Consider the following 24,982-nt stretch of genomic DNA (forward strand, 5'->3'; position numbering starts at 1 on the left):
CTTATTTTTCTTCGTCATGCTGCGCTCCTTGGTTATTTTACCTAAGAAGCGGATCTCCATCAGACCGGACTGTCTACTTTTTGGGGGGACCCTCAACTTTTGAAAAAACATAAAAACACTATAGCATACAGTATAAACAAATCTTCTCTTCCTACAGCTTCTGGATTCGAGCGTCTGCATCGCATCGTCAATGGCCGTCCACACTTTTTTCAAAATTCCATACCAGAATGAATGCCACGAACCGAGTTTCTTAGCAACTACAGTCGATTCACAAAATCTTCTACCTCTCAATCAGCAAGCAGTTCGGGAGTAAGCCATGTTCCTGGATACATACCTGTGCATTTTGATCCTGTTGTAAACCATAAGGCAACCACTGCAAAATCAAGATGCATATTCAATCTTCTAATGGCGGTGTTAAGTAACTCCACTTAAGTTGCAGCAATTTTCTTGACGGTCAGAACGATCATTTGAGATCGCGGAGAAAGCCACTTTCAAGCCGTTGAGCCAACTGCCGAATTTGAACGCCACATTCCGTGCGCCAGTTAAGTGAAATTCGTTGAACAGCCTGACAGACCCACACGTTAATAAACGTCTGAAATAGAAGGATAACCTGCATGTGCATACAGACCCTCGAACAATTCGCTCTTCACTACTGGGTCTCTGTCGAGGAGCTTCGCTCGGTTGCCGCGAACCATTGCGGACTGGGCAATGAAGAGCAGTGGCTCGTCGATCAATGGCTCCTGGACTGTTTCAGTACGGCAGCCCCGCTGATGCGAAGGAACTTCAACCTCCACAACACCGACGGAGTGCTCGGTGCATTAGAGAGAGCGCTGAACTGCACCGGCCCGAAATTCATGGAAAGCTGCGCGGAATCGTTCGGGAGGCTAAAAAAGAAGCCCAATGAGCAGCGCAAGATTTTTCTAATGACGGAGCCGGCTTTCGAACCTGTTGTTTCAGAAGGGGCGTTCCACGAAACTTTCAGCGACTTTATGGGGTTGACGGTGGACACTGCCATCTGGTGCACCACCGACAATGCCGACACATCGAGTCCGCCCGAACCGGAGCAAATCCGGGCGCACCAAAACACGTTGGGCGCCCCCGCGAAAGTTGCGAGTTTCGCAGTGTAGCGTTGCTTGACGCCTCCTTGCTGGATCTGATTGATTCGGATGCTGTCGGCATCTGCCACTCAACCACCCAAAATCAGAAAGAGAGCGACCATGAAAAACATCGTCAAATCCCTCATCTGCGGCGCTGCGCTTGCCGTCATGATCTGCCCGAGTGTGCAGGCGGCGGTAGTTCCATACTCGATCAGCGAGCTCAACGCTCGTTACCCCGGCCTTGCCAACGGATTCAACGATGAGAGGCTCTACGATGCAGTCAGACTGGGCACGGCCGCGGAGTTCGAACAAGAGCTCCATCTTCCCCCAAACTGGACCGGTGACCAGTACGCCAGAGCGGAAGCCCTGCGGAAGCTCACCAAGATTCGCGCCAAATATGGGCTGCTGAACAATTTCACGCGCGATCTGATCGTGGAGAATCAAGCAGCGATCATTGTCAACGAATTTCTCAAAGAGTACAAGCTGTCGGCGCACTTCACGCAGGCAGACCTGGTCCGCGGCAATGGAGAACGGCGGGTCGCCAGGGAACAAGGTATGGAAGCGCCAGCGGGAGCAGCCGACTACGCTGCTTTCGCGGGGACGCAAAGGTCGAATCGCTTCATCAGAAATTGGCACCTCTCCGAGCACTGGAGCTTTGAAGAACTGCTCGCCGTCGTCGGTCCGGAAAAGGGGGCCAGCCTGAGCCGGCAATACAGCATACACGCGGGCATGTCGCACGACGAAATCGTTGCGGCGCTGGGTTGGCAGGAAGTTAAAGCGTACGCAGAGGAGAAGAAGCTTCCTGTGAACTTCACCGCCGACGAAGCCGTGCAGGCAGAGGGCGCGCTCTCGCTCAGAAATGTCAGAGAGGATTTCTGGGGCGCCGCTCCTCTCACAGGAGAGATCAACGAGGAATGGCTGATCAGGAACGCCAGAATCAAGGCATCTTTCTACCTCACCAAAGACTACCCCGGGCTGCAAGGTAACTTCGACGAGAAGCAACTCTTCGATTACCTGATCAAGGACGCCGACAAAGAGATGCGTGATTGCTACGGCTTCGTGGGTCCGTACGGCGAGGCAGACGTGGCCAAAGCTGCCGCCGATTCCCTGCTGGCGGAAACGCGCCTCGAATACGACCTGCCGCTGCACTTCTCTCAGGAGCAGCTGGATACGGCGATGAAAGCGAGGAAGCGCTACGTCCCTATCTACTGAGGTCGTGCGGTCGATCCATATTCAGTAAAGACACGAAAGAAAGCAACATAAGCGAGAGCGCTAAACTCGAGCGCTCCCGCCTCGCACCTCAAAGTAGTTCAGCAAGCCAAGCATGGAGAAAACATGATGAAGCTCAAAACTATCCTCATAACGACTACGTGTTCAGCGATCGGTCTGATGGTTCTGCTTCTGATCACCACCTATGGAACGCGCTACATGTACGATCCGTTCTTTGCGGTGATATCGGATATGGTGATGCAAGAAATCTGGCAAAAGCAGCTGCCGGAACTGGCAATCAGTGCGGCGATTCTGTCGCTCTGGGGCTGGCTCATCTCAGTAATGTCGGGCGGCGCTGGTCTGCGAGCCGCGTTTTACAGCGTGACGCTCTGCCTGCTCCTTGACTCAGTTCTGCTGTTCATCTACTACCAGGTCAGCATCAACTATCTCAGCGCGCACATGCACTGACGATTAAGGCTCAGTGCCGTTGCCGCGAGCAACGTGACAAACGCACCAGGGTGGCGCTGCATTCCAGCGCCCCTTCGCGTCCAACAAATTTTAGCGATCAGACACTAAATACAATGTCAAAGGTACCATCCCTCTCGATAAGCTACCTGCAAAATCTGCAGATTCAAAATTTTGAGACGTCCTACTACCGCTAATAGCAAGCATCACGAAATGCCTATTAAAATCGACACAAATTTAGAGGCCCGAGTGCTTTCCATATGCGATACCATTGGCTTTGCGCAATTCTTCAACAGGAGCGATGATGACTCAGCAAATCGACGAGAACCTAACTGAGCGAGAAATTCGGTTAAAGATGGTTGTCGACATCGCGCATGAGTTGCGTACGCCACTTGGCGGCATTGTCGGTATGAACGAACTGCTCCTCTCCTCGCAACTCGATCCGGAACAAAAACAGTTTTCAGAAACCATTCACGACTCGGCAAAATCAATGCTGCAACTACTCAATGACTTCGTTGAGCTTGCGAAGTTAGATGCTGAAAAGGTCGTTATCCGCTCCGCACCGACACACCTGCAAACGCTTCTGGATGAATGCTCTTATGCACTACGAAAACTGCTCAAGTCGCACAACATAGAACTGAATATCGTTTTTAGCGAAGGTCTTCCAGATACAATAGGCACAGATGAAAATTGCCTTCGGCAGACAATCATCTCCATTGTCACGGGCGCGACGAAATACGTAGAGAGCGGCACTATTAGAATCGATATTGCTCCTGCCGCTCACAACGCGAAGAAGAGCGGAATTTCATTCAAGATCACTCTGCCACCGAATACGGTTAATCGAAATGGACAGCCATTGTTCACGGTTATAGCAAGCGAGAACTCACCTGTGCTGCGTTTCGATTCCACATGGTTGAGACTCAGCATCGCTCAGCATCTTTTGAATCTTTTACAGGCCACTGTTTCAATTCAGGACAACACAATGGAGTTCGTCATTCAATCTAATTGAACGATAGAGGAAGAAACCAGAAGCAAAGAAAGAGAAAAGGACCCCGACAGATCGGAGTCCTTTATATTTTCCGGGCACTCGGGACGAGTGCGTTCCATGCGATCAGACTCAGTAACTCCGACCCGAAGCTGCTTCCAGCACCGGTGCGTTGAACTACAGTCCCAACTGGCGGGCAATCAACAGACGTTGAATTTCAGACGTACCTTCGCCGATTTCGCAGAGCTTAGCATCGCGCAAGAAACGCTCGGCTGGGAAATCTTCGATGTAGCCGTAACCACCGTGAATCTGGATGCACAGATTGCAAACTTTGGATGCAATTTCAGATGCATACAATTTAGCCTGCGATCCTTCCAGCGTAACGCGCTTGTGATGGTCTTTCATCCAGGCAGCATGATAAAGCAAAAGTCTTGCCGCGCTGATTTGAGTTGACATGTCAGCGAGGTAGCCCTGAATGAATTGGAATTTGCCTATTGGCTGACCGAAAGCTTCGCGCTGTTTGGCATAGTTCAAAGCTGAATCCAGAGCCGCCTGAGCAATACCGAGTGCCAGTGCGCCAATTGAGATTCTGCCGCCTTCCAGTGTCATTAAAGCTTGCTTGTAGCCTTCACCGACTTCACCGATGATATTTTCCTTGGGAATACGGCAATCTTCAAAAGTAAGACTGGCTGTCGGGGAACCGCGCATGCCCATCTTCTTCTCTACTTTACTGACTGAATAGCCCTTTGTGCCTTTATCGACGATAAAGGAGGAGATACCCTTGCGTCCTTTGCTCTGGTCGGTCATCGCCATGATGATGGCAACGTCGGCATGAGTAGCATTTGTGATGAACTGCTTGGTGCCATTCAAAACCCAATGATCACCATCCAGTCTGGCAGTTGTTTTCTGAGCGGCAGCATCCGAGCCAGTACCTGGTTCAGTCAGAGCCCAGCAACCAAGCCATTCTCCTTTGGTGAGCTTGGGAAGATAATGTTTCTTCTGCTCATCAGTTCCGAACATATAGATGGGGTTGGTGCCCAGCGAAACATGTGCAGCATAGCTCAAACCGGTTGAACCGCAGGCGCGACCAATTTCTTCAACGGCGATTGCGTAGCTTCTGTAATCGGCACCGGCACCGCCATACTCTTGAGCGATTGGCAATCCCAACAGATCCATCTGTCCAAGCTTTTTGAATGTTTCCTCCGGAAATCTTGCATTCCGGTCGACTTCAGCTGATTTTGGCGCAATCTCGTTAGTGGCAAAATCACGGACTAACTCGCGAATTGCCTGATGCTGATCATCTAGAAACTCGCCGTACGGCTGTACGTCATGGGTTACGGTGCTCGTCAAGGTGCTATCTCCTGCCGCGTGTGACAACAAGTAAAGGTTTGATGCGGAAGATGATAGCGCCAAACGCCCTCTAAAAAATGCGTCGAATGCCGCTACAGCTATTTCTTAAGGCAAAAAAAAGCTTCGATAGCCTGGACGATTTTTTGAGATGCCTTGCCATCACCAAAAGGGTTTACAGATAGCGCCATCTTATTGTAAGCAGCGGGCGAGTCGAGCAAGCCTTTTGCGGCACTGACGATCCCCTTCTGCTCCGTGCCGATCAGCTTGGCAGCTCCAGCCGCTACGGCTTCAGGTCGTTCAGTGTTAGTGCGCAGCACGAGCACTGGCTTGCCGAGCGACGGCGCTTCTTCTTGAATACCACCCGAATCAGTCAGAACGAAGTGACAGCGCTGCATAGCGTAGACGAAAGGCACGTAATCCAGCGGTTCCACACGGATCAAGCGAGGGTGGTTAGCGAACACCGGCTCAATCGACTCTCGCACTACCGGGTTCTTGTGGATCGGATAGAGGATTTGCGTATCGGGATGCTCGTCAGCGATTTGCTTGAGGGCAAGGGCGATGGAACTCATGTTGTCGCCCCAGTTTTCGCGCCGATGCGCGGTAACCAGCAAGACTTTGTGCTTTTCAAAATCAGCGCCGCCAAAGAGCGACTTGTCAACCGCGGCTTCGTCGATTCGCGAGGCCGTGTCCATGAGCGCATCGATAACCGTGTTACCTGTTAGATATACATTGTCGACAATTCCTTCTTTGCGCAGATTCTCAACCGCCAACTCGGTCGGAGAAAAGTGCAAAGTGGCAATTCGACCGGTCTGACGACGCGACATCTCTTCGGGGAAAGGATTGTAGCGGTCGTTGGTGCGCAGTCCGGCCTCGACATGACCTACAGGCACTTTATGGTAGAAAGCCGCCAGCGCCGTCGCCATGACGGTGACCGTGTCACCCTGAACCAGAACCAGGTCCGGCTTGACCTTATTGAGGAGCTCGTCCATTGAGGTAAGCACCCTGGCAGTCAATTCGGAGAGACTCTGACCGTGCTTCATCAAATCCAGGTCATAATCCGGCTTGATGTCAAACCAGACCAGCATCTGATCCACCATCTCGCGATGCTGGGCGGTCAAAACAACGATGGGCTCGAGAACCTCTGATTTTGCGACTGCGTGAACTACCGGGGCAAGCTTGACAAGCTCCGGACGGGTCCCAAACACGCACATCACGCGCTTTTTCATCATTCCAAAATTCTACAACAGTGACGGATCAACGTGCTTCTTAGCAACAGTCGATTAGCAACAGTCGATTGCTCCCAGACCCTAGCCGAAAGTGACCAATCTGGTAGACTAAAAACCGGAAATATAGCCGCTGCACGAACGGCTAGCCGCATGACATATTAAAACGGAATCCGCAATCAAGCCCTCGCTCGACTCTCTGGAAGAGGTTATTAGTGGACATCATTATTGAAGGCAAGATTACGCCTGAAGAAGGGATGAGCGAAGTCATCCAGACCGTTATCGATCTGAAGAATCTGCAAAATCCAATTTTGCGAATTTCCTCAGCTGATAGCGATCTGCAGGGTCGCGTGTCATTCTCGAGCGGACATATTTTGGGCGGCAGAATCAACAATTCGGACGAAACAGGATATCCGGCGATTCGCAAGTTGCTGTCTATAACTGATGGAAACTACGCCATTCTCGACCCGGGACGGCAACATATCACCGACGTCAATCAGACATTGTGGATAGAAGCGCATAAAGTCGTGCAGATGCTGCCGAATTTGCCGCAGACGCCGGAAGTCTTGATGGACATAAACGCCGAGTACAACACTGAAGTTAAACCTCGCATCGCCAACATGGACCTGAAAGCAGGAAAAGTCGACGATGGCGAAAAACCCACTGTCACTGACGTTAAAAGCAAAACGCGCTCTTTCGACCAGGGCACCTGGTTTTTCTTCAAACTGTTTTTATGGGCGCTGGGCACCTTGATCGTCAGCGCCGTTGTATTAACATACAGCGACCAGATCTACGCACTGTTCAAAGCCAAACAAAACAACCCTGCCGTCCAGGTCTCCACTCCAACACCAAATTCAAATGCACATCCAGGCAATCCGAAATCTAATCCAGGGCATCGCTGATAAGCTGCGGTCCAGGCACTCACAAGTATCGATACCGCATTTAGTATCAAAACCGGACAGCTTAACCGAGCGTCATGGCACCTCGCGTCGCGGCGTCATGACGCTCAAGGCCCGTCGGATGTCCGTATTCAGACATCGCAGAATTTTGGAAGGCGAAACATCGCCATGACGGCGCGAGCCATTTTAAAACGTTGTCACCTCAACGTTGATGGCGTCAGCCGCACATATTACCTGCATCTACCAACTGATTACGATCAGTTGGCATCATTCCCGTTGCTTCTCGCCTTTCATGGGGGTGGCGGCAAAGCGACCATGATGCACCGGGTCAGCAAACTGACAAACACGGCCGATCGACACTCTTTCATCGTCGCCTATCCAGATGGACTGGAACGAAAATGGAGCGACCAGAGAGCGATGACCGGCTTCGATCGCAAAGGCGACTTAAGCTTCGTAAGCACCCTTCTGGATCAATTGGAGAAAGAGTACAAGGTTGACGCCAAACGCATTTACGCGACTGGAATCTCAAACGGTGGATTTTTCTCGCAAGACCTGGCCATCGCTTTTCCAGAGCGCATCGCTGCTGTCGCCTCAGTGGCAGCATCAGTCAGCCGAGCTGTCTTTGATCGGGTCGTGCCACCAAAACCGGTACCAATACTTTTTATGTTGGGCGATAGTGATCCAATCGTTCCCTACAACGGCGGTGACATTAAGCTCGGCTCAGAAGTGCGCGGTGCTGTTGTTTCAGCCGACGACTCGATTCGATTCTGGATGAACGCAAACCAATGTTCCGACGAAGTAGAGGAGCTGACTGTCAAAAAAGCTTCTGATGACGACACGGTAGTAACTATCCGAAAATGGCGTGGACCGGGCCCGCGAAACCAGGTGGTTTTGTACGCCATTCAAAATGGAGGGCACACCTGGCCCTCTGGCTGGCAATACCTGGGCGAGTCTTTCATCGGCAAAACCAGCCGCCAGATTAATGCCAATGAAGAAATCTGGGACTTCTTTCAGCGCCACCACCTGTAATGAGAGCAAGTGTAACGCGATAACGCAAGCTCGCCCAACGATGTAGATTTGCTAAGAAGAGATCTTCACAAGTCGAAACTTGAGGCTCTTATTCTCTTTAAGTACTCTGAGTGCATCTTCTCTCTCTTTACCTAAAAGAAACTACAAAGACTTATAACTGCTGCAGCCACCGTTGCCGCCACTCCTCAGCACAAATCAGCGTGCACAGTCTTGAGCCGAGTACCGCACCCGCCTGCCATGTCTTCAGTCGGCGCACCCCGGGCCCACCATCCCGATGTCAGCGTCTACTTGAGCCATGCTGCACTGGTGCACCCCGTCAGTGAAATCCATGCCTCAGACTGCTCACCAGTGCGGCAAACATGTTGCTGTAGTCATCGGTCCACAGTCCTACGTCCTGCTGGTCAGCACAGGGCTCGATGCGCAGTCGAACGTATCTGGAAGCGTCAACCGGCAGTCGCTTCAGGGGCTGTCGCGTCACCGCCACGTAGCGACTCTTGTCCGTATCGAGCGACGTCGCAACCAGACCCAGAGACTTAGCGATGTTAGCGATTGGCGGAGCGAGGTCGAGGTACCGGTTCGATATGTGGAGCAAACAGACGCCATCAGGCTTCACATGCTCCATGTACAGACTGACAGCCTCGCGAGTGAGCAGATGCACAGGCACGGCATCGCCATTGAACGCATCAATGACCAACAGGTCGTATTTGCCGTTCTTCTCCGCCTCGAGAGCCTTACGCCCATCGCCGATGACGACATCAACAGCCGCTCTCGAATCGCTCAAGAACGTGAAGTACCGGCGTGCCACTTGCTCGACCTTAGGGTCGATTTCGTAGTAGCGAATTGTGTCGCCGCGCTGTCCGTATGCCGCGATAGTGCCTGCACCGAGACCGACGATGGCATAGCGCATCGGCTGCCCGGGCGTGTTCAAGCGAAGCATCTCGTCGACATAACTCAAACCGGTTCCATAGGCAAAATACTGCGTTGGCTCGCGTCTGCGACTTTCGCCGTAAAACTGCTGACCGTGCACGATGGTTCCATTGGCGAGCACTTTGCTGTCGGTGAGCTCGATTACCGAGATGCAACCGTAGAAGTTGCGCAGCCGGGCAATGACATTGTTGGTGAGCGAGTAGACGAGATAGCCGTCCAGAAGCATGACCGAATAAGTCAGAGCGCACACGTAAAGTGTGTTCATTCGCTTGTTGGGCAACAACCTGACGCCGTCCCTGGCATTAGCGTAATAGCACAGCCCCAGCATAACAAACGGAAGCGCGTACTTCTCGGCATAGAAGTCGAGCACCATAGGCGCCAGCAGATTAATCGACACGCCGCCCAATACGCCACCAAATGCGATGGCGAGATAGAAGGCAGCGAGATGTCGCGGCGAAGGTTTGCGTCGAACAATTTCTCCGCAGCAGACCATGCAGAAACAGAAAATCATGGACAGCACGCACAGCACATTCAAGAACTTGTTGCTGCGCGAGAACCAGTCAAGAAGCCAGAAGACCGGACCGACGTAAAGATAGAAGCTGCGATGGTAAGAGTCTTTGTTGCCGAAACAGATGATGAAAGCCAGCAGGTAGACGCACAATGGCAAGATCCACAGAAACGGCACCGGCGCAATATCCTGCGTCAGATAAGTGGTGTAGACGATCAGGATCACAGTCGCCAGTGCGCTCAAACCCACCCACCAGACATAGTCAATGGGTGCCGGCTGTCTCTCATCCTCCAGCCCGTCTGAAGTGTTGGCTGGAGCACTCGTGTTTCTGAACATCAGGTAAGTCGAAAGAACAGCGCTGCACGCCAGCATGACGTAACCGCTGTTCCAGTAAGACAACGCCTTATCTACTCCGAAGAGTGGTTCAACCACCAGGGGATAGAGCAACAACGCCGCCATCGAGCCGATGTTTGACAATCCGTAGAGCGGATAGGGGTCGCCCAGCTTCTGCTGCTCGTAGAAACTCTGCATCAACCCACTTATCGTCGCCAGAAGCGTGCAAGGCACCGCCAGGTGCACAGTCAGAAGTGCAAGCAGACTCTGGACTGGATGCATGCCCGCGTTGGCAGCCCAGGCAGAAGCCGGCGGCACGTTCAATGAGAGCACTGAGGCGACCATAAGCAGGCAGTAGATCACACACTGCGTTTTCACCGGCAATTTCGTAATCGCGAAAGTGAGGAGATAGCCTGTCAGCAAAGCGACCTGGAAGAACATCAGACAGACGCACCAGATCGCCGCCACACCACCGAATTGGGCAGTGACAACCTTTCCAACCAGAGGTTGAATCTGAAACATCAAAAAAGCGCCGAGAAAGATCGTCACCCCGTAACAAAGACGGGACAGGGTAACGCTCGAATTGTCGCTTTGCATCTAAGACCTTCTTTCCAAACACAATAGTACTTCGTGAATGCTCGAAAAACACTTGCATAGGCGGACTGGAAATCCGAGCGGATGCAAGCAGAGAGGTAATCAACGATGAGCAAATTCACTTTAGCGCGGGTGCTGTTCGCCTGCGTTGGCAGCTTGCTGATTCTGGCAGGCTGCGGTCCGGATGACGATCCGAAATCGGCGTTCCCGGACAAACTGCAGACACAAGTGCGACTGCGGGATGGTCCGGCTAAGGAAAAGACCCGCATCGTCCACTACGCAGAAGACAAGGAGACACCGCTGTGGGCTGAAGTCGTGCTGACCAACGACCACACGCGCAAGGTCTACTACGAGAACCACGTCATGGTGCGCAGCGAGGAGTTCTACAAGCCCGAAGACGGCGGTGGACTCTACCTGAAGCGGCTCTATATGCCCGACGGGCGCAACCTGAAAGCGGAGGAGCAAAGACTGCCTGACGGAACGGTGACCATGCAAGGTGACCGCAACCCGGACGGGTCTTACAACCGCAGTTTCTACACCGACAAGAAGCTCGTGCGTCACCTGCTGCTCAACCAGAATGGTGACACGCTCGGCGAGGAAAACTATTACGCCAGCGGTGCCATGAAGCAGAAGACGACGCGCAACGGCGACATTCTCACTGTCGACTCTTTCGACGAAGCCGGCTACCCGACCCTGAGCGAAAGCTCGGATCGCTACGGCTACAACAAGTCGAAGACGCTCTACTTCTCAGGCAGCAAGCAGGCTCGCATCAAGTCCGAGCTTGCTTCAGGACGATCGACCGTGGTCATCTACCGCCCGGACGGCAGCATTGAGCAAGACTGGGTGCGCGCCAGCACTCAGACAATCGTCATCCAGCACTGGGATGCGCGGGGCAATGTCGTCTGGCGCCAGAATCTGCTTCTCTATCGCTACCGCCTCGGCGCGCCGGCGAAGATAACCGACTGGCGAGTCTTCTCGACGGAGGACGTGAACGCGAAAGGCGCCGTCATTCGTCGCGTGCTCTACGACAAGGATGGCGCACCGCGGGTGGTGTTCTATCCGACTGAGAACTCCAGCGAAGACATCTTCGAAGGGGTGATCAAAGACCTGCGCGCCGACGGCACCGTCGAACGTGTCCGGTATCACGAACGAGACGGCAAAGAAGTTGTGAAAGAGCAACACACTGCCGCAGAAAACATTCGCGATCCGATTGACCCGGCTTTCGCGAAGATGCCGACCGAAGACTACTCGTTTGCTCCCATGCAAATGGGCATCTTTGGCGGTAGAGGCGGTTACTGAGCCGCCAGGCTATTACCGAAGGGAAGCCTCGCTTTCCTTCGGCGTTGTATCAAAGATCAACAATCAACGCCACTTTGTGGCAGGAGTTTTCTATGACTCACTCCGATCTGCAGACCCGCGCCGTTCAGAACCTTCTGCGCCGCGCCGAGGAATTCCGCTCGCACCTGCTCGCCCTGGGCGGCAGCACGGGCGGTGCATATCACTACAGCAGCTCGATCGCCTACGGTTCGTGGGACTTGATCAAGCTCTTCGCCGACACGCCCCGCATCGGCGCCGAAGTGCGCACGATGGAAGACGTGGCGCGCTACATGGCTTCGCATCGCGAGCACGAGTTCTACTGCCAGATGGAGCTGTGGGCCTCGCTCAACAGCGTGCTGGACGCGCTCGCCCGGCGCTTCACCGCCGTCGAGATCTTCGGCTCGACCGAGAAGCTGCTCGCTGCCACCATCAAGACCCTGGAGCTGTGCGACAAGACGCTCTCGTACAACCACGTCGACTTCCAGTTCGCGCGCTTCCTGCTCGTGCACACGGCGCGTCTGCTGCTCGAAGTCGGCGAGACCGTGGGCGACGCCAACGAGGAGCTGGGAAAGAAGGTCGAGCTGACCCGGGCGCCCCTGGCCGCGGCCATCGCCGCGCTCGAGAAGAACACGGACAACGCCGCCGTGACCGCGCGTGAAAACGCCAACGCCGTCCTGGCGACGATCAAAGCGATGGTCGCCTGAACTGTCGATGATTGGGGTGTGCTTCTTGCCAAGCACACCCCGTCACCGAGCCTGCACACTTGAACCATGGGCGAAAAACCGGCGGGATGCTACCGGTAACACGCCTGAGAAAACTGAGCCTGGACGCTCAGATACAAGCATCCGCACAAGGAATGACACCATGTCGTTGAAAGCATTCGTCTCCCGTGCCTTCGCTGTTCAAAGCTGCATTGCGGCCGCTGTCGCCTTCAGCTTCGCCTGCAACGCAGCCTTCGGTCGCTACATGATCGGCTACGACCTCGCTTCCACGCTTCTGGTCGGCGCTATCATCGGCGTTCTGATCGCGGCTGCCATCGGTCTCACCGACTTCATGACCTACTATGCCGGTCGCACGAAAGACTACGCTGTCTGCAACTCGATGGGCGTCGTCGCAGCCATCACCATCTACAACTGGAACGTTCTTCTGCACATGAACACTGCCGGCTGGACGCTGCGTGGTTGCGCCATCTCGGTCGTGCTCGGTCTCGTCTGTGGCACCGCCTATGCGGCCTCGTGCGGTGCAGTGAAGAAGCTGGCGGAGTAACGTCCGGTCAACAATTACGGCAATTTGCCGCACAAGCAAGCTTCGGGGCGCAGCGCAGTCAAGCAGCGCCCCGATGGCTGGTTCACTAAAAAAGCCCGGTTATACTTAATAATATAGTAAAGACTTAATAGCGTAAAATAAACATTTCAAGCTACTAAACCAAAAGGAAAAAGGGTGGAAGAACTGTCGTTCACTCCACCCTTTAAGTTCGCGAATGCGCTGCCGGTCAGCCCATTGTCACCTTACGCATCACTTCGAGCGAGAACTTGGGCGTGCGGTCCATCCAGAACAAGCCATTCGCCTCCTGATACACGTCGGTGAACTCGGTGTAGCAGAAACCTCCAAGAACAGGAAGAGCATGGACCACCGCCATCAGCTCGCCATAGCGACAAGCCAGCTCCTCAGGCGTTTTCGCTTCGGAATACCCCCAGCTCCCCGTCTCTTTGGATAGCTTGATGCCACCGAATTCGGTGAGCAAGATAGGCTTGCCTTGATAGGTCATGCCGTCAAGCAACAACACTCGACCACCCGGCTTTTCCTCCCTGAAGAGACGCTCGAGATTCTCCGGCGCGTACCTGCGCGAGATACGCGCCGTATCAGCATCGTAGTCATGAATAGCGACGATGTCGCTTTCCACCATCTCCCAGCCGTCGTTGCCCACCACCACAGCACCACCGGTGAGGCTCCTGGTGAGCCGATACATCGACCGCTGATACTCGCGCTGCAGCGAAGAGTCGGGCAGTTGCAATACTCCCCATGACTCGTTGATAGGCACCCAGGCGATGATGCAGCCGTGGTTGCGATCACGCTCTATCGCCTCTGACCAGCAGCGAATCGAACGCACCATCGACTTGTCGGTGAAGTGATAAGCGCTCGGCAATTCCTCCCAGACAAAAAGACCAAGCCTGTCTGCCCAGTAGAGGAAGCGGGGATCTTCGAGCTTGTTGTGCTTGCGCACCCCGTTGAAACCCGCCTCTTTGATGAGACGGATATCTTCCTGGACGGCCGCGTCATCAGGCGGGGTCATGCCCGAAGACGCCCAGTAGCCCTGGTCAAGCACGAGGCGCAGCCGATCGCTGCAGTTGTTGACGAAAATCCGATCGCCTCTGGTCTCAGCCTTTACCAGCTGCGTGTACGACCGCACCATGTCGATGACAGCACCGCTTTCGTCGCGCAACTCGAGGATGGCGTCTATCAAGTTGGGATGATTGGGGTGCCAGAAGTAGCGCTCACGGATACGATCGATTGACCCGTCAGGCAGGTCACTGAGCTCGCTCAGTTCGGTCAGTTGGATGGTGCGCTTCAGCTCACCGTTGCGCACATCACGTGTGGTGAGGGCATAGCTGACATCGGCGAGAACATCATCGCCCACGGCGAGCTTGATGACGACACGCATCCGCTCGTTGAGCGGACCGTCCAGACGCAGCGCCAGGTCGACAGTGAAGTGATCGATGGAGGGTCTCCAGGTGACCGACTGAAGAGAGGTGCTGGGAACGACCTCCATCCAGACGGTCTGCCAGATGCCTGTCGTGCGCGGATACCAGATGCCGTGCGGCACCTCCTCCCAGTCTTGCTTGCCGCGGTTCTTCTCCAGATCGTGTGGATTGTCTTCGGCACGCACGCAGACGACGAACGGCTTGCCGGGTTCGACGTGATCAGTGATGTCGGCCGAAAACGGAGTGTACCCGCCCTCGTGTTCAACCACGAAATGATCGTTGATCCAGACACGAGCTGACCAGTCGACCGCACCGAAGTGCAGAATCAGGCGTTCGCCTGGTTTTAAGTCGGGCGCGTCCACCGCGCGGCGGTACCAGACAGCTTTGTAGAACGACGTATCGCCGACACCGCTGGCAGGCGTTTCCGGCGCGAAGGGTACGACGATTGTGGTATCGCCGAAGGTGACATGTTTGGGGAAGCGAACGACCGCCTCATGGTCGATAACAAACTGCCACGAACCGTTGAGGCAGACCCAGTCGCTTCGAGCGAACTGCGGACGGGGATAGCCGTGGCCAGCTCCGTCAACTTTCGAGAGTTGTGGTTCCATGTGATAAGTCTCCATGCGGTCAACCCGCTTGAAATCAAAGCCCCTGGTACAAAAGCAAAAGATACACTTCAGCTTCACACACCGTTTCTGGTGCATGGAAATTCAAACCATAAGCGGGGCTTACTTCGGGCTGTTTACTGTTGAGCTGAAGAAAAGTACGTAGATACCAAAGACTAACCTGTCACAGGTACAAGACACAATGCCAGAGCCCGCCTGAAATTACGTTCTAACGCCTGCAGTATTAATAAACAAAAACAAAAGCGCTTGCAATTAGCGCAGTCATCAAACGCCACTCCTCCAGTCCACGACGCTCAGACCGGCTCAGCTTCCGGCAGATTCGGTGGCTGTATGTTTTGCGCGGTCAGACACTTCAATCAGTGCTTTCAAATTGCACCTTCTCGTTTTTAGCAAATCGCCCGGATTGCTTTAACGTAGAATATAAGTTACCAACCAGGTGCAGTTCGCGCAGTTGCGAGCATTTATCAAGCAAGCCCTGCACCTGCTCAGCGCTTAAGGGAATGTTGCTCAACCTGAGAACGCGCATTGAACGAATCTCCTGCAGATCTTTTTGCCACGAGAGGTCAGCTCCGCCTCCCTGCAGAGAAACCAACTCGAGTTTCGGACAAGAGCCTAAACCAGCCAGATAATTCGGAACCGGTTTAGACAAAATTATCAACAAGTGCGTCAAATGCCTGGAGCCATAAAGCTGACGGATTATCTCAGTCGGCTTGGGCACAGTTACGATTGCCACGTCAGCAAGCCTTTCAAATACCTCATGCTTGCGACCACTGAAATCAACAGTTGGCGGACTGAAGATAGAAAAACTCTTCAAACCCGACATTCGATCCATGGAATCAAGCACATCTTTGCTGAGAGAAAGACCGCTCAATTCCAGCGTGGCTAGCCTGTCTGAACTAGCGAACGCCGCTAGAATGCTTGCGGTCTTACTGGCCTCTTCCTGGTAAGGAAGGGATGTATCGTCATTAACGTTTTGATCTGCCGGAGCCGTGATAGTGAGGTGCAAAAACTCGTTAGGAGCAATCTTTTGAAACACCTCAGGATGATTGAAAGCCTCCAGGTTGTAACCTCCTACAGCAAGGGTAAGAGGTACGTCCGGACTGAAATATTGTGTATCTTGAGCCGGTCGCTTCTTCTTTGAATCATCAATCACAAATCCAATCGAAATTTTCGGAAAGACAAACTTTCGCATACCTTTGAATCGGCCTGTTGTCTCTATTTCAGAGGCAATTTTCCTTGCGGCAGAAAATTTGTCTTTTATGATCGCATCTCGATTGACAACGTTATCAACCTCATCAACCGGCAATTCGCCGGCCGAATCTGCGTTTACACTGGAAGAATTACCGGAGTCCGCATTTGGGTGTTGCGTCACCCCTGCATTTTGCGCATTGGCGCGCGTCGCCTTCTTTACTCCGACGCTGCGCGTGGAGAAGACAAAACCTGTAGTGGCAAGAGAAGAGACGACCGCTGCAAGACCAAGGCACAGACTCAGCCTTACCAGGCTAAATTGAATTTTCCGCCCTGACGTTGGAGCGATTTCATCACTCTTTGCTCTGATTGGCTGTACCTTTTTTGGCTCAGAAGCAGGCTGAGCGTGCAAGCCCAGGGAGTAGAGATTGGTCAAATCCGCCGCCACGTCGTCAAAATTCTGATACCGCTCAGACGGATCTTTCTTCAACAATTTGTCAACAATCCGCTCCAATTTCTCCGGAAAATCCGCGATCGACTTATCACTGAGCCTCGGCGCCTTCTCGTCCACATGCATGATCATCGTACTGAGCGCATTTGCCCCCACATGTGGTGGCATTCCCGTCAGAGACTCGAACATCGCACAACCCAGTGAATAAAGATCCGTGCGCTGATCTATTTTGCCGCCCGCACACTGCTCAGGGCTCATATAGAGCGGGCTGCCGAAGATCTCACCGGTGCGTGTGAGCGATTGAATCTCACCATCTTCATCTCGTGTCAACTTGGCAATACCGAAGTCGACGATCTTCGCACTCCCCGGAGTGCCCGGCATGACACTTTCAACAAGCATAATATTGCTTGGTTTGATATCGCGATGAATGACTGATTTGCGGTGGGCATGCGCCATTCCCGCACAGAGCTGGGCAAAGATCACGGCAGCCAGCTGCGGTTTAAGCGCACCATGCTCCTTCATAAACTGTGTCAGATTGACGCCTTGAATGTACTCCATCACCAGGTAGGGTTGGTCACTTTCAAGCACGCCATAATCTTGAACTTTTACCAGATTAGGATGATCCAGAGAGAAAGCCGCTTTCGCTTCTTGTTGAAATCGACGCACCTGGGCATCGTCCAGAACCTGCTTGCCATCGAGGACCTTGAGGGCAAGTTGCTGCTTCAAGAAAACATGTTCGACCAGATAAACACTCCCGACACCACCCCTTCCAAGAAGCGATAAGATTTTGTATTTTCCGCCAACCATCTGACCGGGCGAAAAACTAGAGGCAGCTTGTTCCTGCTCAAATTGAGCGGGCGCGTCATATGAATCGTCTGTCAGAATCTATGCCTCAAAAATCTAAATCAATCCGGGAGAAAAGCATCCGTCCACTCAGAATAAATCGGGCGTCCACAGACTATCCTCTGACAGATCGCGCCAGAATGTCAAATAAACGGAAAAGAAAGAAGGGACAAAGAAAGAACGGGAAATAAAGCCCAGACCAAACAAGACAGGGAAAAACAAAGAGCAACTGGAACTGACCAAATGACTTTCTGTCATGCCAACGACACAAGACTTTTGATGTAACCACACAACTAGGAAATGGCTGCCAGTGGCAAAATCATTTCGTTGCTATCAATGTACGGAACTGGTCTTTCGCCGCTGTGATAGCTAAAGGGTTTGTATTCCCGTTCAATAAAAACGGCTCCCACAACTTGGCTAAACCATCGTCCGCTTTTAAAATTTCAATCGTGCGAAATTGACGCCTGAATTCTTCCCAATCAGTCACTTCGTGTAAGCTCGAAAACCAACCCTCGGTTATAAATTTGCCACCCGGTTTAAGCACTCTAGCGACTTCGGACAAGTTTGCAATGCCACGTTGTCTCAGCTGCGAGGCTTCCATGGCGATGGAGCGCACTTTTTCGAGCGGAGAAGCTGCGGCAATATCCAAAATTGTTCTATCGTTAGTTATAGGAACTAAAAGCAATCCGGTGTTTGATGTGTACACATAGTCCTGTGAGTTTGAAGTGATCGGCAATTCTTTTGCGTCCGCGACTTTGGTAGCAAATGTAGTACCACTCGGTCTAAATTTTGCTGTCAAACTTTTCAAACTTTCTGCATCAACATCAATGCCTGTGTATTTTATGTCTCGACGAAGAATACCTGGCAACGGCGTGCCATCAGAACAACCAATCTCCAAAATGGTTGCATCCTTTTCAGCAGGCAATTGTGAAAATAGCATTTTAGCGCGTTCAAATTTAAAATCTGCGATCCACGCGCCAGTTAGATCGGCCCCGACATGAGATACAGGGCGGAATGGATTAGCAGTCATCATTTTTTCACTTAAAGCAAACCCCTGCAAATTGCGTTTGTCGGCAGCCATCACGCTTCCATCGGAACAAACTATTTCCAGCTTGGGAACGTCGGCATTGGGAGCGAAGACAGAGAGGCTTGGTTGCTCACCTTCACGCGCGAGGGGTACCAGCGAATTGCCGCCTTTGGACCAAATCTGGGCACTCTCTGCACCAAGCCCGACATTTTGTCCAGCTTGACTCATTGTTTCTTCTATTGCGCGAGCGGCTCCGGGCATTATCCGCTCCAGACCAGCTAACCCAGCTTCACCAGCCGCCAAACACGCTTTTAAATTCGGCAATTTCTTTCCTCGTTATTGCGATTGCATGGAAGATTACTTCACTCAACTCAAAATCAGCATAAAATCACGATGCGGAAACTACGGACTGATCCGGGGAACACACGACTCTCTATTTCAACTTGCAGACAAGCAACAACCGAGATCACCTGTTCTTGGCTCAAAACAGAGATTCTGCAACCCATACATTTGTCCGTGAGACATTTATCTCTGTGGGACATTTATCGTTTCAAAAAAGGGAACATTTAGCGTTTCAATTCACAGTCATATTTCCGCAATTGCTGTCCAAATACTCGTTTGTTGTAAATCAATCACTCTATTGACAGAACAGACACTATCTACTCTTATCTGATCGGAATCCTGCTTGCCGGTATGCATACGCCACTAAAAGCAGTGGCAGCGACAACGCTGACGACAGTTAACGTGTTGGTGCCCCTTACGCCCCCAGTTGTGGCAAGGAGTGTCCTCTGACCTGATGGTCGGAGACGGTAATGTCTTGGTAATGACAACCGTCTAAGTTTAAGATGGCGCCCCTGCTATTTCAACAAAATGACCGCAAACCGGCCCAAGTTTGTTTCGAAATTCACCGCGGTATATGATTGGGAGCAAGTAATGCGAAGATCGTACGTAGTCATGTCAGAGCCACAGATAACTCCCGCAACAGAATCTGAGCCGCCCGCGCAAGCAGGAAAGCGCTTAACTCTGCGCATTCCAGGCAGCACCGCTAATCTGGGACCCGGTTTCGATTGCTTCGGATTAGCTCTTTCGCTCTACTGCCGGCTTACCTTTACACTTCTGGAAACAAGAAACAACGACACGCCTCTGATCACGTTCGCAGGCGCCATCGCCCAGTCCAGCCTGCCACAAGATACAGGCAACCTGGTCTACAAAATCCTCAAACAACTGTGGAAAGATCAGTCAGACATGCTGGACCGAATCCGCATTCACGTTGATTCGGATATCCCGCTCGGATGCGGGCTGGGAAGCAGCGCAGCAGCTATTCTGGGAGCGCTGTGGGCTGATAATGTTTTCAAAGATCGTATTCCGACAACGGGCACATTGCTCGCTCAAGCATCCTTGCTGGAAGGGCACAGCGAGACTCTGGCAGCCAGCTTGATGGGGAAATTCGTGATCACGGCGCCTTCCGCCACTGCAAACAGCATTGTAGCCAGACAGCTAAATTGGCCTTCGGCCTGGCGCACGATTTTCGTAGTACCAAGCTATCGAATGAAGACTGAAAAGTCGCGCTCGGTACTGCCCAAGACAGTCAATCATGCCGATGCCGTCTGGAACATGCAGAGGTCGGCCTTGTTCATCTCGGCCATCTCCACATGCGATGAAAACACACTGCGAGAAGCGCTGCACGACAGACTGCACGAGCCCTATCGAGAGGCGCTGGTGCCGGAACTCGGCTCCTTAAGACGGGCCCTGGTCAACCAACCAATCTTAGGCTGTGTTCTCAGCGCCGGCGGACCTTCTATGCTCGTCATCGTCAATGAGCGACACCGAGCCGATGTGCTCGCTCATATCGAAGAGTGGGCGGCGGCTCAAAACGATCATCCTCGCGTGCTCGATTTACGCGTGGATGAGGACGGCATCAGGCAAATCCGCGGGTTCTAGAGAACAATCGCTCTCCTATTCCTCAACCAGGCTTACAGGCAGCGAGATAACAAATCTGCTTCCTTTACCTTCCTCGCTGCTCACCTCAATTTTGCCGTCATGCGCTTCAATAATTGCTTTGGTGATAGCCAGACCCAAACCTGAACCACCCAACTTGCGGGCATCATCAGCATTTACCTGCCGATATCGTTCGAAAATTTCCTGCAGAAGTTTCGCCGGAATACCCCGGCCTTGATCTTGAACGCTTATCTCCAGCCAGGTTTTAGTCTTTTTGCAATCGACAGTAATTGTGCTTCCCGGTGGTGAAAACTTCAGCGCGTTACCGAGCAAATTGACAAGCACACGAATCAATCTGTCTTCATCGCACTTCAAGTACACAGACAGCCTCGGTTCTACGATCGTGATCGATTGCCGTTCAGCAACAGCGCGCACCGAATTGACCGCTTTGCGAATCAAGTCAGACAGGCGCACATCTGAATATACAAGCTCAAGTCCACTACCTTCGATTCTCTCAATTTCAAGCAACTCGTTTATCAAACTCAAAACAGTATCGACATTTTCATAAGCCCGACTGAGCCACTCTTGCGTAGAATCGGAAAGCTTTTCCTGCCGTCCATCCAGAACAAACTCAAGCGACGCCTGAACATTGGCAAGGGGCGTTCTCATGTCGTGACTGATCATGGAAAGAAATTCTTGCTTGCGCTGTTGAGCAAGTTCAAGGGATTCGCTCATATTGTGAAAGGCGCGGTCCAGCTCCGTAATTTCATCGTTGCCTTTAACAAAAGGATTCAACTTCTGCTTTGAGCGAAAACGATTCGCATTGTCGACAAGAATAGCCAAACGGCTGGTCAAACCGTGAGTGTAAACATAAAGCAAACCCGCCGCCGCAAAAATATCAATCAAAACCAGGATGAATACTGCGTTATCACGTTGCAATCGAGCTTTAGGTATCGATTCTATATTGATCTTGTACTGGGCAAAGTCTGCCGCCAGTATTTCATGCCTTAAGTTATACAGCTCGCTCCAGACAGGCATGAGACTGTCATTTGTAAGACGCTTCAATGCGTCACTGGAGGAAGACTTGCCATCCTCCACTTTTGCTTTCTCTAAAATCGAATAGAGCTTGCTTATCAAAGACGAGCTGCGCTCAACCCGCTCTGACTGCCGGCGATCACCTTTCACTACCTCGTGCAGCCCTTCAAGCTCCGCAGGCATAGATTGTTTCGATGCATTGAAGATCTGCAAAGCCTTCGGATCATCCGAAATCAGATGAACGATACCAGCCAAATTATTGACGAAAAGCAAAGTTGAAACCCAGTTACTTCTGCCAACCACGCTCTTATTGTGAAACTCTTGTTCAGCCAGAAACTCTGCTTGCTTCAAAAGCCAACCATAGAAGACTAAAAAACCGATTTGCGTGGTCAGCACAAAGGCGATTACAAAGAGTCCCTTTTGAAAAAGTGATAGTTTCAAGGGAACACTACCGACGTGGCACGGGGATCGAAAAGTAAATTAAGCGCGACACCATCTTTGAAATAAGTTGGACGATTTGCTCCCCCCACCGGGCCCACCGAAAACGCCGATGTCTTATAGGTTTCATCGATCTGACGCTCCAGTCCCGGCGGCGGACCGGCAGCAGGTCCATTACCAAGCTCGACAGGCTGCCCGGCATGAATACCACCTGTTATTCTTCCTGGTCTAAAGACGTAGTCTTTGACGTATACGTCTACCAGACCTTTAGGGATGCCACCTGGAATCAAAGCGATACCACTCCTCGAATAAAGCTGCTTATGACTGATCGGCTTGATCAATTCAGGCGGAATCAGAATCGATTTATGTTGCACCACACCTTGAGCATCTGCCTGAAACCACTCTTCATGTGCAAGGTTGCTTGTCAAAAACGGCACAGTCAAGGCATCAACAAGAGAGCCTACGTCCAGAGTGGATCCCTGAGCTCTGATCCAGTCATAAATCCCAATTGTAAGTATCATCCCAAACGACGGGTGAGCGTCCGTCGCCGCAGGCGGTATGATCTCAACCAATGGCGATGGCGGCGAATCACCTTCATTGCAGGTATAAAGCAGGTCGGTCGGACTTTTCATGATCTGCGCACTGGACAAGATGTCGGTGAGATTGTTTAGCCCCTTCAAACTGCCGGTTGAAAAATCCACAAGAAAAGCACCAGGAGCCGGCCGATGATCACCCAGTGAAGAGCATTGAGCACAAGCGACGGCATGGACGATGCGTACATGCTGCTTTCCGTATTGATCTTTCGTGGTGAACTTCTGGTCCGCCTCACACTTAACCACGCTTGGAATGAGATAGGGAAGACCTTCCATTGCCCCCTGAAACAACTTGTAGTCAAGCAATCTGACCTGATTGTCAGTCGCGGCAAAGACAAAATCTCTGGACTTGTAGGGAATGTTGATGCAGGCTTTGTAGTAAGAATCATTGCGGGCACTGGACGGCACTGAGGCAATGTTCAAAGGCTGCGGCAGCTGCGTGACCGTAGACAAGCCGCTTTCGCCGCCTAAAGTCAACTTGAACGATGCAGGAATAACCTCTGCCACGCCGCCTGTCATGCGAATCAGATTTGAATTGTAGGCCTTCAAGGCATCATCGTTGGGCATCACGACATTTCCATCCATATCTCGGCCCTGCCCACCGGGCTGAATGCACTTGTTCAATTCTGCAACCAGCGAGTCTTTCGCCACCATACAGTGCTGATAATCCAAATCGGCGCACTTACGCATCACAGTGCTATTGAGCTGGTCGGCGATAATCATATCGAGGCGCGTCGTTGCCAGAAGAGTGTTGATACTGCGCACCGGCAAATAGTAGTTGTCACCAGCGATGGTGGCTTTACCAACTGGAGCCTGATCGGAAAGAGAGACAAATCCGAAATTAGGATCTTCGATGACAATCCGGCTCAAATCAGTCGCAGCAGCAGCGGCTCCTGCTTCTATGGCACTCCTCTCCTGCTGATGAGCGCCCAGCATACGGCTGAACTCAAGCGAAAAATAAGCCAGTGGAAGAACAACAAAAACAATCACGGCTATTGTCAGCGTGAGCATACTGCCCCTGCGTCGATGTCTGAGATTGATTCGCTTCTTCATCGCCGCCCTCATCTCAGGTTAAACATCAACGAGCCGAGATAATACGCACGATCTGGGCGCCGGAACTTTTTGCATAGACATCGGCAGTATCAGGGTCAATTGGATCACTGGGAGAATTGGCAGGACCCTGACCGGCATTCATTGCCACGTAAAACGTGCCGTTACCACCGTTGGGAGGTGACAAGCCCTTTTGCAACGGCCCCAGAAAAAAAGGTTGTCCAGTTTCGCCGATTTTGCCAATCAGAGCACCAACAGGTAGTCCATTGCCGGCAGTTGTGGAAGAGTATCCACCGGCATCGACAATGGCACCATTATTGCCGCCAACAGACCAGGAGCCATCAGAGCGAAGATCAAGAAAAATCTTGCCCATACTCTTGAAGTGGGTCTTCGTCCAAACCGCAGAATCAGCCGGTACGACAACCACGTCATCGTCCTCACACTGCAGCCCCTGAGCCTCGGCGATCTGGTAAATATCGGGATTGTTCCAGCTGCTTCCAGCAGGAGTCAAAGCTGCGTCCCAGGGTATCGTAGAGGCTGCTACCGGTTGTCCCTGACCGGTCGAGCTGTTGGCCAGATCTCCTGTTTTACTGAGACCAACGGGATATTCTGCCGCACGATTATCTTCGAAAGTGAGTGTGGCAGGTCGTCCGAGTGCCGGAATTTCATTGATAAACGGAGCACCCGCCATTGAAATAACCGGTCCCACCTCATACTTGACACGAACATTGCACTCATACAAAAAAGTAGACGGATCAATCACCTCAGAGACAGGTTGATTGGGTCCAAAGGTTTTGATGCCACCACTGCGATAATTGGTGGCAAGAATGTACAGGTCTGCGCCGGAATCGGCAAAGCCACCCACAGGCTTCAAGTGTGCAAAAGCAGCAAAGCCTGTATTCAACAGATTATTTGCTTCGTTGCCCATTTCTTTCAAAGCGCGATCATAACGCTGATGACTGGCGGCTCTGGTAGCAGCTTGATGCGCTATAAGATACGCGACACTGGCGCCTGTAGCCAATCCAATTAGATTGATGAAAGGAAAGGCCAACAAAATCAGGAGCATAAATAGCGCAATCGGCAATTCACTCATGTTTCCACTTTGATTGCGCGTCAGATGCACTCTGCTCATTGTTTCGACCGCCTCAAAACAAA

At 52.2% G+C, this 24,982-nt stretch carries 19 protein-coding genes; 10 read left to right on the forward strand and 9 right to left on the reverse strand.

What is annotated here, in order from left to right; all coding sequences use genetic code 11:
• Window positions 1-614: 614 nt before the first annotated feature.
• From EKK48_31290 to EKK48_31305, 4 genes are all read left to right on the forward strand, one after another.
• Window positions 615-1,127, forward strand: a complete 513-nt coding sequence (locus EKK48_31290; GenBank protein ID RTL34468.1) for a hypothetical protein — start codon at window positions 615-617, stop codon at window positions 1,125-1,127.
• Window positions 1,128-1,217: 90 nt separating this feature from the next.
• Window positions 1,218-2,309, forward strand: a complete 1,092-nt coding sequence (locus tag EKK48_31295) for a hypothetical protein (GenBank protein RTL34469.1) — start codon at window positions 1,218-1,220, stop codon at window positions 2,307-2,309.
• Between the two features lie 123 nt (window positions 2,310-2,432).
• On the forward strand, window positions 2,433-2,774 hold the full coding sequence (locus EKK48_31300) for a hypothetical protein (protein ID RTL34470.1): 342 nt from the start codon (window positions 2,433-2,435) through the stop codon (window positions 2,772-2,774).
• Window positions 2,775-3,072: 298 nt separating this feature from the next.
• Window positions 3,073-3,780, forward strand: coding sequence for a HAMP domain-containing histidine kinase (locus EKK48_31305; GenBank protein ID RTL34471.1), 708 nt, complete (start codon window positions 3,073-3,075; stop codon window positions 3,778-3,780).
• 153 nt (window positions 3,781-3,933) lie between these two features.
• Here the strand turns inward: EKK48_31305 and EKK48_31310 are convergent, their stop codons facing one another.
• Both EKK48_31310 and EKK48_31315 read right to left on the reverse strand, forming a co-directional pair.
• On the reverse strand, window positions 3,934-5,106 hold the full coding sequence (locus tag EKK48_31310) for an acyl-CoA dehydrogenase (GenBank protein ID RTL34472.1): 1,173 nt from the start codon (window positions 5,104-5,106) through the stop codon (window positions 3,934-3,936).
• 98 nt (window positions 5,107-5,204) lie between these two features.
• On the reverse strand, window positions 5,205-6,335 hold the full coding sequence (locus tag EKK48_31315) for a UDP-N-acetylglucosamine 2-epimerase (non-hydrolyzing) (GenBank protein RTL34473.1): 1,131 nt from the start codon (window positions 6,333-6,335) through the stop codon (window positions 5,205-5,207).
• A gap of 209 nt (window positions 6,336-6,544) precedes the next feature.
• On the opposite strand from EKK48_31315, the gene EKK48_31320 reads away from it, so the two are divergent.
• Both EKK48_31320 and EKK48_31325 read left to right on the forward strand, forming a co-directional pair.
• A complete protein-coding gene (locus EKK48_31320; GenBank protein ID RTL34474.1) occupies window positions 6,545-7,231 on the forward strand; it encodes a hypothetical protein in 687 nt (228 codons plus the stop codon).
• Between the two features lie 165 nt (window positions 7,232-7,396).
• Window positions 7,397-8,257 (forward strand): hypothetical protein, encoded by an 861-nt coding sequence (locus EKK48_31325; GenBank protein RTL34475.1) that lies wholly within the window; start codon window positions 7,397-7,399, stop codon window positions 8,255-8,257.
• Between the two features lie 316 nt (window positions 8,258-8,573).
• Here the strand turns inward: EKK48_31325 and EKK48_31330 are convergent, their stop codons facing one another.
• Window positions 8,574-10,622: a hypothetical protein gene (locus EKK48_31330; protein ID RTL34476.1), complete on the reverse strand. Its 2,049-nt coding sequence runs from the start codon at window positions 10,620-10,622 to the stop codon at window positions 8,574-8,576.
• A 105-nt stretch (window positions 10,623-10,727) separates the two neighbouring features.
• On the opposite strand from EKK48_31330, the gene EKK48_31335 reads away from it, so the two are divergent.
• From EKK48_31335 to EKK48_31345, 3 genes are all read left to right on the forward strand, one after another.
• Window positions 10,728-11,918, forward strand: coding sequence for a hypothetical protein (locus tag EKK48_31335; protein ID RTL34477.1), 1,191 nt, complete (start codon window positions 10,728-10,730; stop codon window positions 11,916-11,918).
• 92 nt (window positions 11,919-12,010) lie between these two features.
• Window positions 12,011-12,640: a hypothetical protein gene (locus tag EKK48_31340; GenBank protein ID RTL34478.1), complete on the forward strand. Its 630-nt coding sequence runs from the start codon at window positions 12,011-12,013 to the stop codon at window positions 12,638-12,640.
• A gap of 25 nt (window positions 12,641-12,665) precedes the next feature.
• Window positions 12,666-13,202 carry a hypothetical protein gene (locus EKK48_31345; protein ID RTL34479.1) on the forward strand — a complete coding sequence of 179 codons (537 nt, stop codon included), beginning with the start codon at window positions 12,666-12,668 and terminating at the stop codon, window positions 13,200-13,202.
• Between the two features lie 226 nt (window positions 13,203-13,428).
• On the opposite strand, the gene EKK48_31350 is transcribed toward EKK48_31345, so the two are convergent.
• The 3 genes from EKK48_31350 to EKK48_31360 all read right to left on the reverse strand — a co-directional run bounded on the left by EKK48_31350 (window position 13,429) and on the right by EKK48_31360 (window position 19,034).
• The gene (locus tag EKK48_31350; protein RTL34480.1) at window positions 13,429-15,342 is read right to left on the reverse strand and encodes a glycoside hydrolase family 2; all 1,914 of its coding nucleotides are present in this window, start codon (window positions 15,340-15,342) and stop codon (window positions 13,429-13,431) included.
• Window positions 15,343-15,616: 274 nt separating this feature from the next.
• Window positions 15,617-17,710: a serine/threonine protein kinase gene (locus EKK48_31355; GenBank protein ID RTL34481.1), complete on the reverse strand. Its 2,094-nt coding sequence runs from the start codon at window positions 17,708-17,710 to the stop codon at window positions 15,617-15,619.
• 355 nt (window positions 17,711-18,065) lie between these two features.
• Entirely contained in the window at window positions 18,066-19,034 is a 969-nt protein-coding gene (locus EKK48_31360; protein RTL34482.1) for a class I SAM-dependent methyltransferase, read from the reverse strand.
• Window positions 19,035-19,643: 609 nt separating this feature from the next.
• On the opposite strand from EKK48_31360, the gene thrB reads away from it, so the two are divergent.
• A complete protein-coding gene (gene thrB, locus EKK48_31365) occupies window positions 19,644-20,714 on the forward strand; it encodes a homoserine kinase (GenBank protein ID RTL34483.1) in 1,071 nt (356 codons plus the stop codon).
• Window positions 20,715-20,729: 15 nt separating this feature from the next.
• Here the strand turns inward: thrB and EKK48_31370 are convergent, their stop codons facing one another.
• Genes EKK48_31370 through EKK48_31380 form a run of 3 tightly spaced genes read right to left on the reverse strand, consistent with a single transcriptional unit; the run spans window position 20,730 to window position 24,959 of the window.
• Window positions 20,730-22,187 carry a HAMP domain-containing histidine kinase gene (locus EKK48_31370; GenBank protein RTL34484.1) on the reverse strand — a complete coding sequence of 486 codons (1,458 nt, stop codon included), beginning with the start codon at window positions 22,185-22,187 and terminating at the stop codon, window positions 20,730-20,732.
• Entirely contained in the window at window positions 22,184-23,830 is a 1,647-nt protein-coding gene (locus tag EKK48_31375; protein RTL34485.1) for a hypothetical protein, read from the reverse strand. The genes EKK48_31370 and EKK48_31375 overlap by 4 nt, the downstream gene beginning before the upstream one ends.
• Window positions 23,831-23,855: 25 nt before the next feature.
• Window positions 23,856-24,959, reverse strand: a complete 1,104-nt coding sequence (locus EKK48_31380; protein RTL34486.1) for a hypothetical protein — start codon at window positions 24,957-24,959, stop codon at window positions 23,856-23,858.
• Window positions 24,960-24,982: the final 23 nt, after the last annotated feature.

The organism is Candidatus Melainabacteria bacterium, from assembly GCA_003963305.1.
In the GTDB taxonomy this organism is placed as follows: domain Bacteria; phylum Cyanobacteriota; class Vampirovibrionia; order Obscuribacterales; family Obscuribacteraceae; genus PALSA-1081.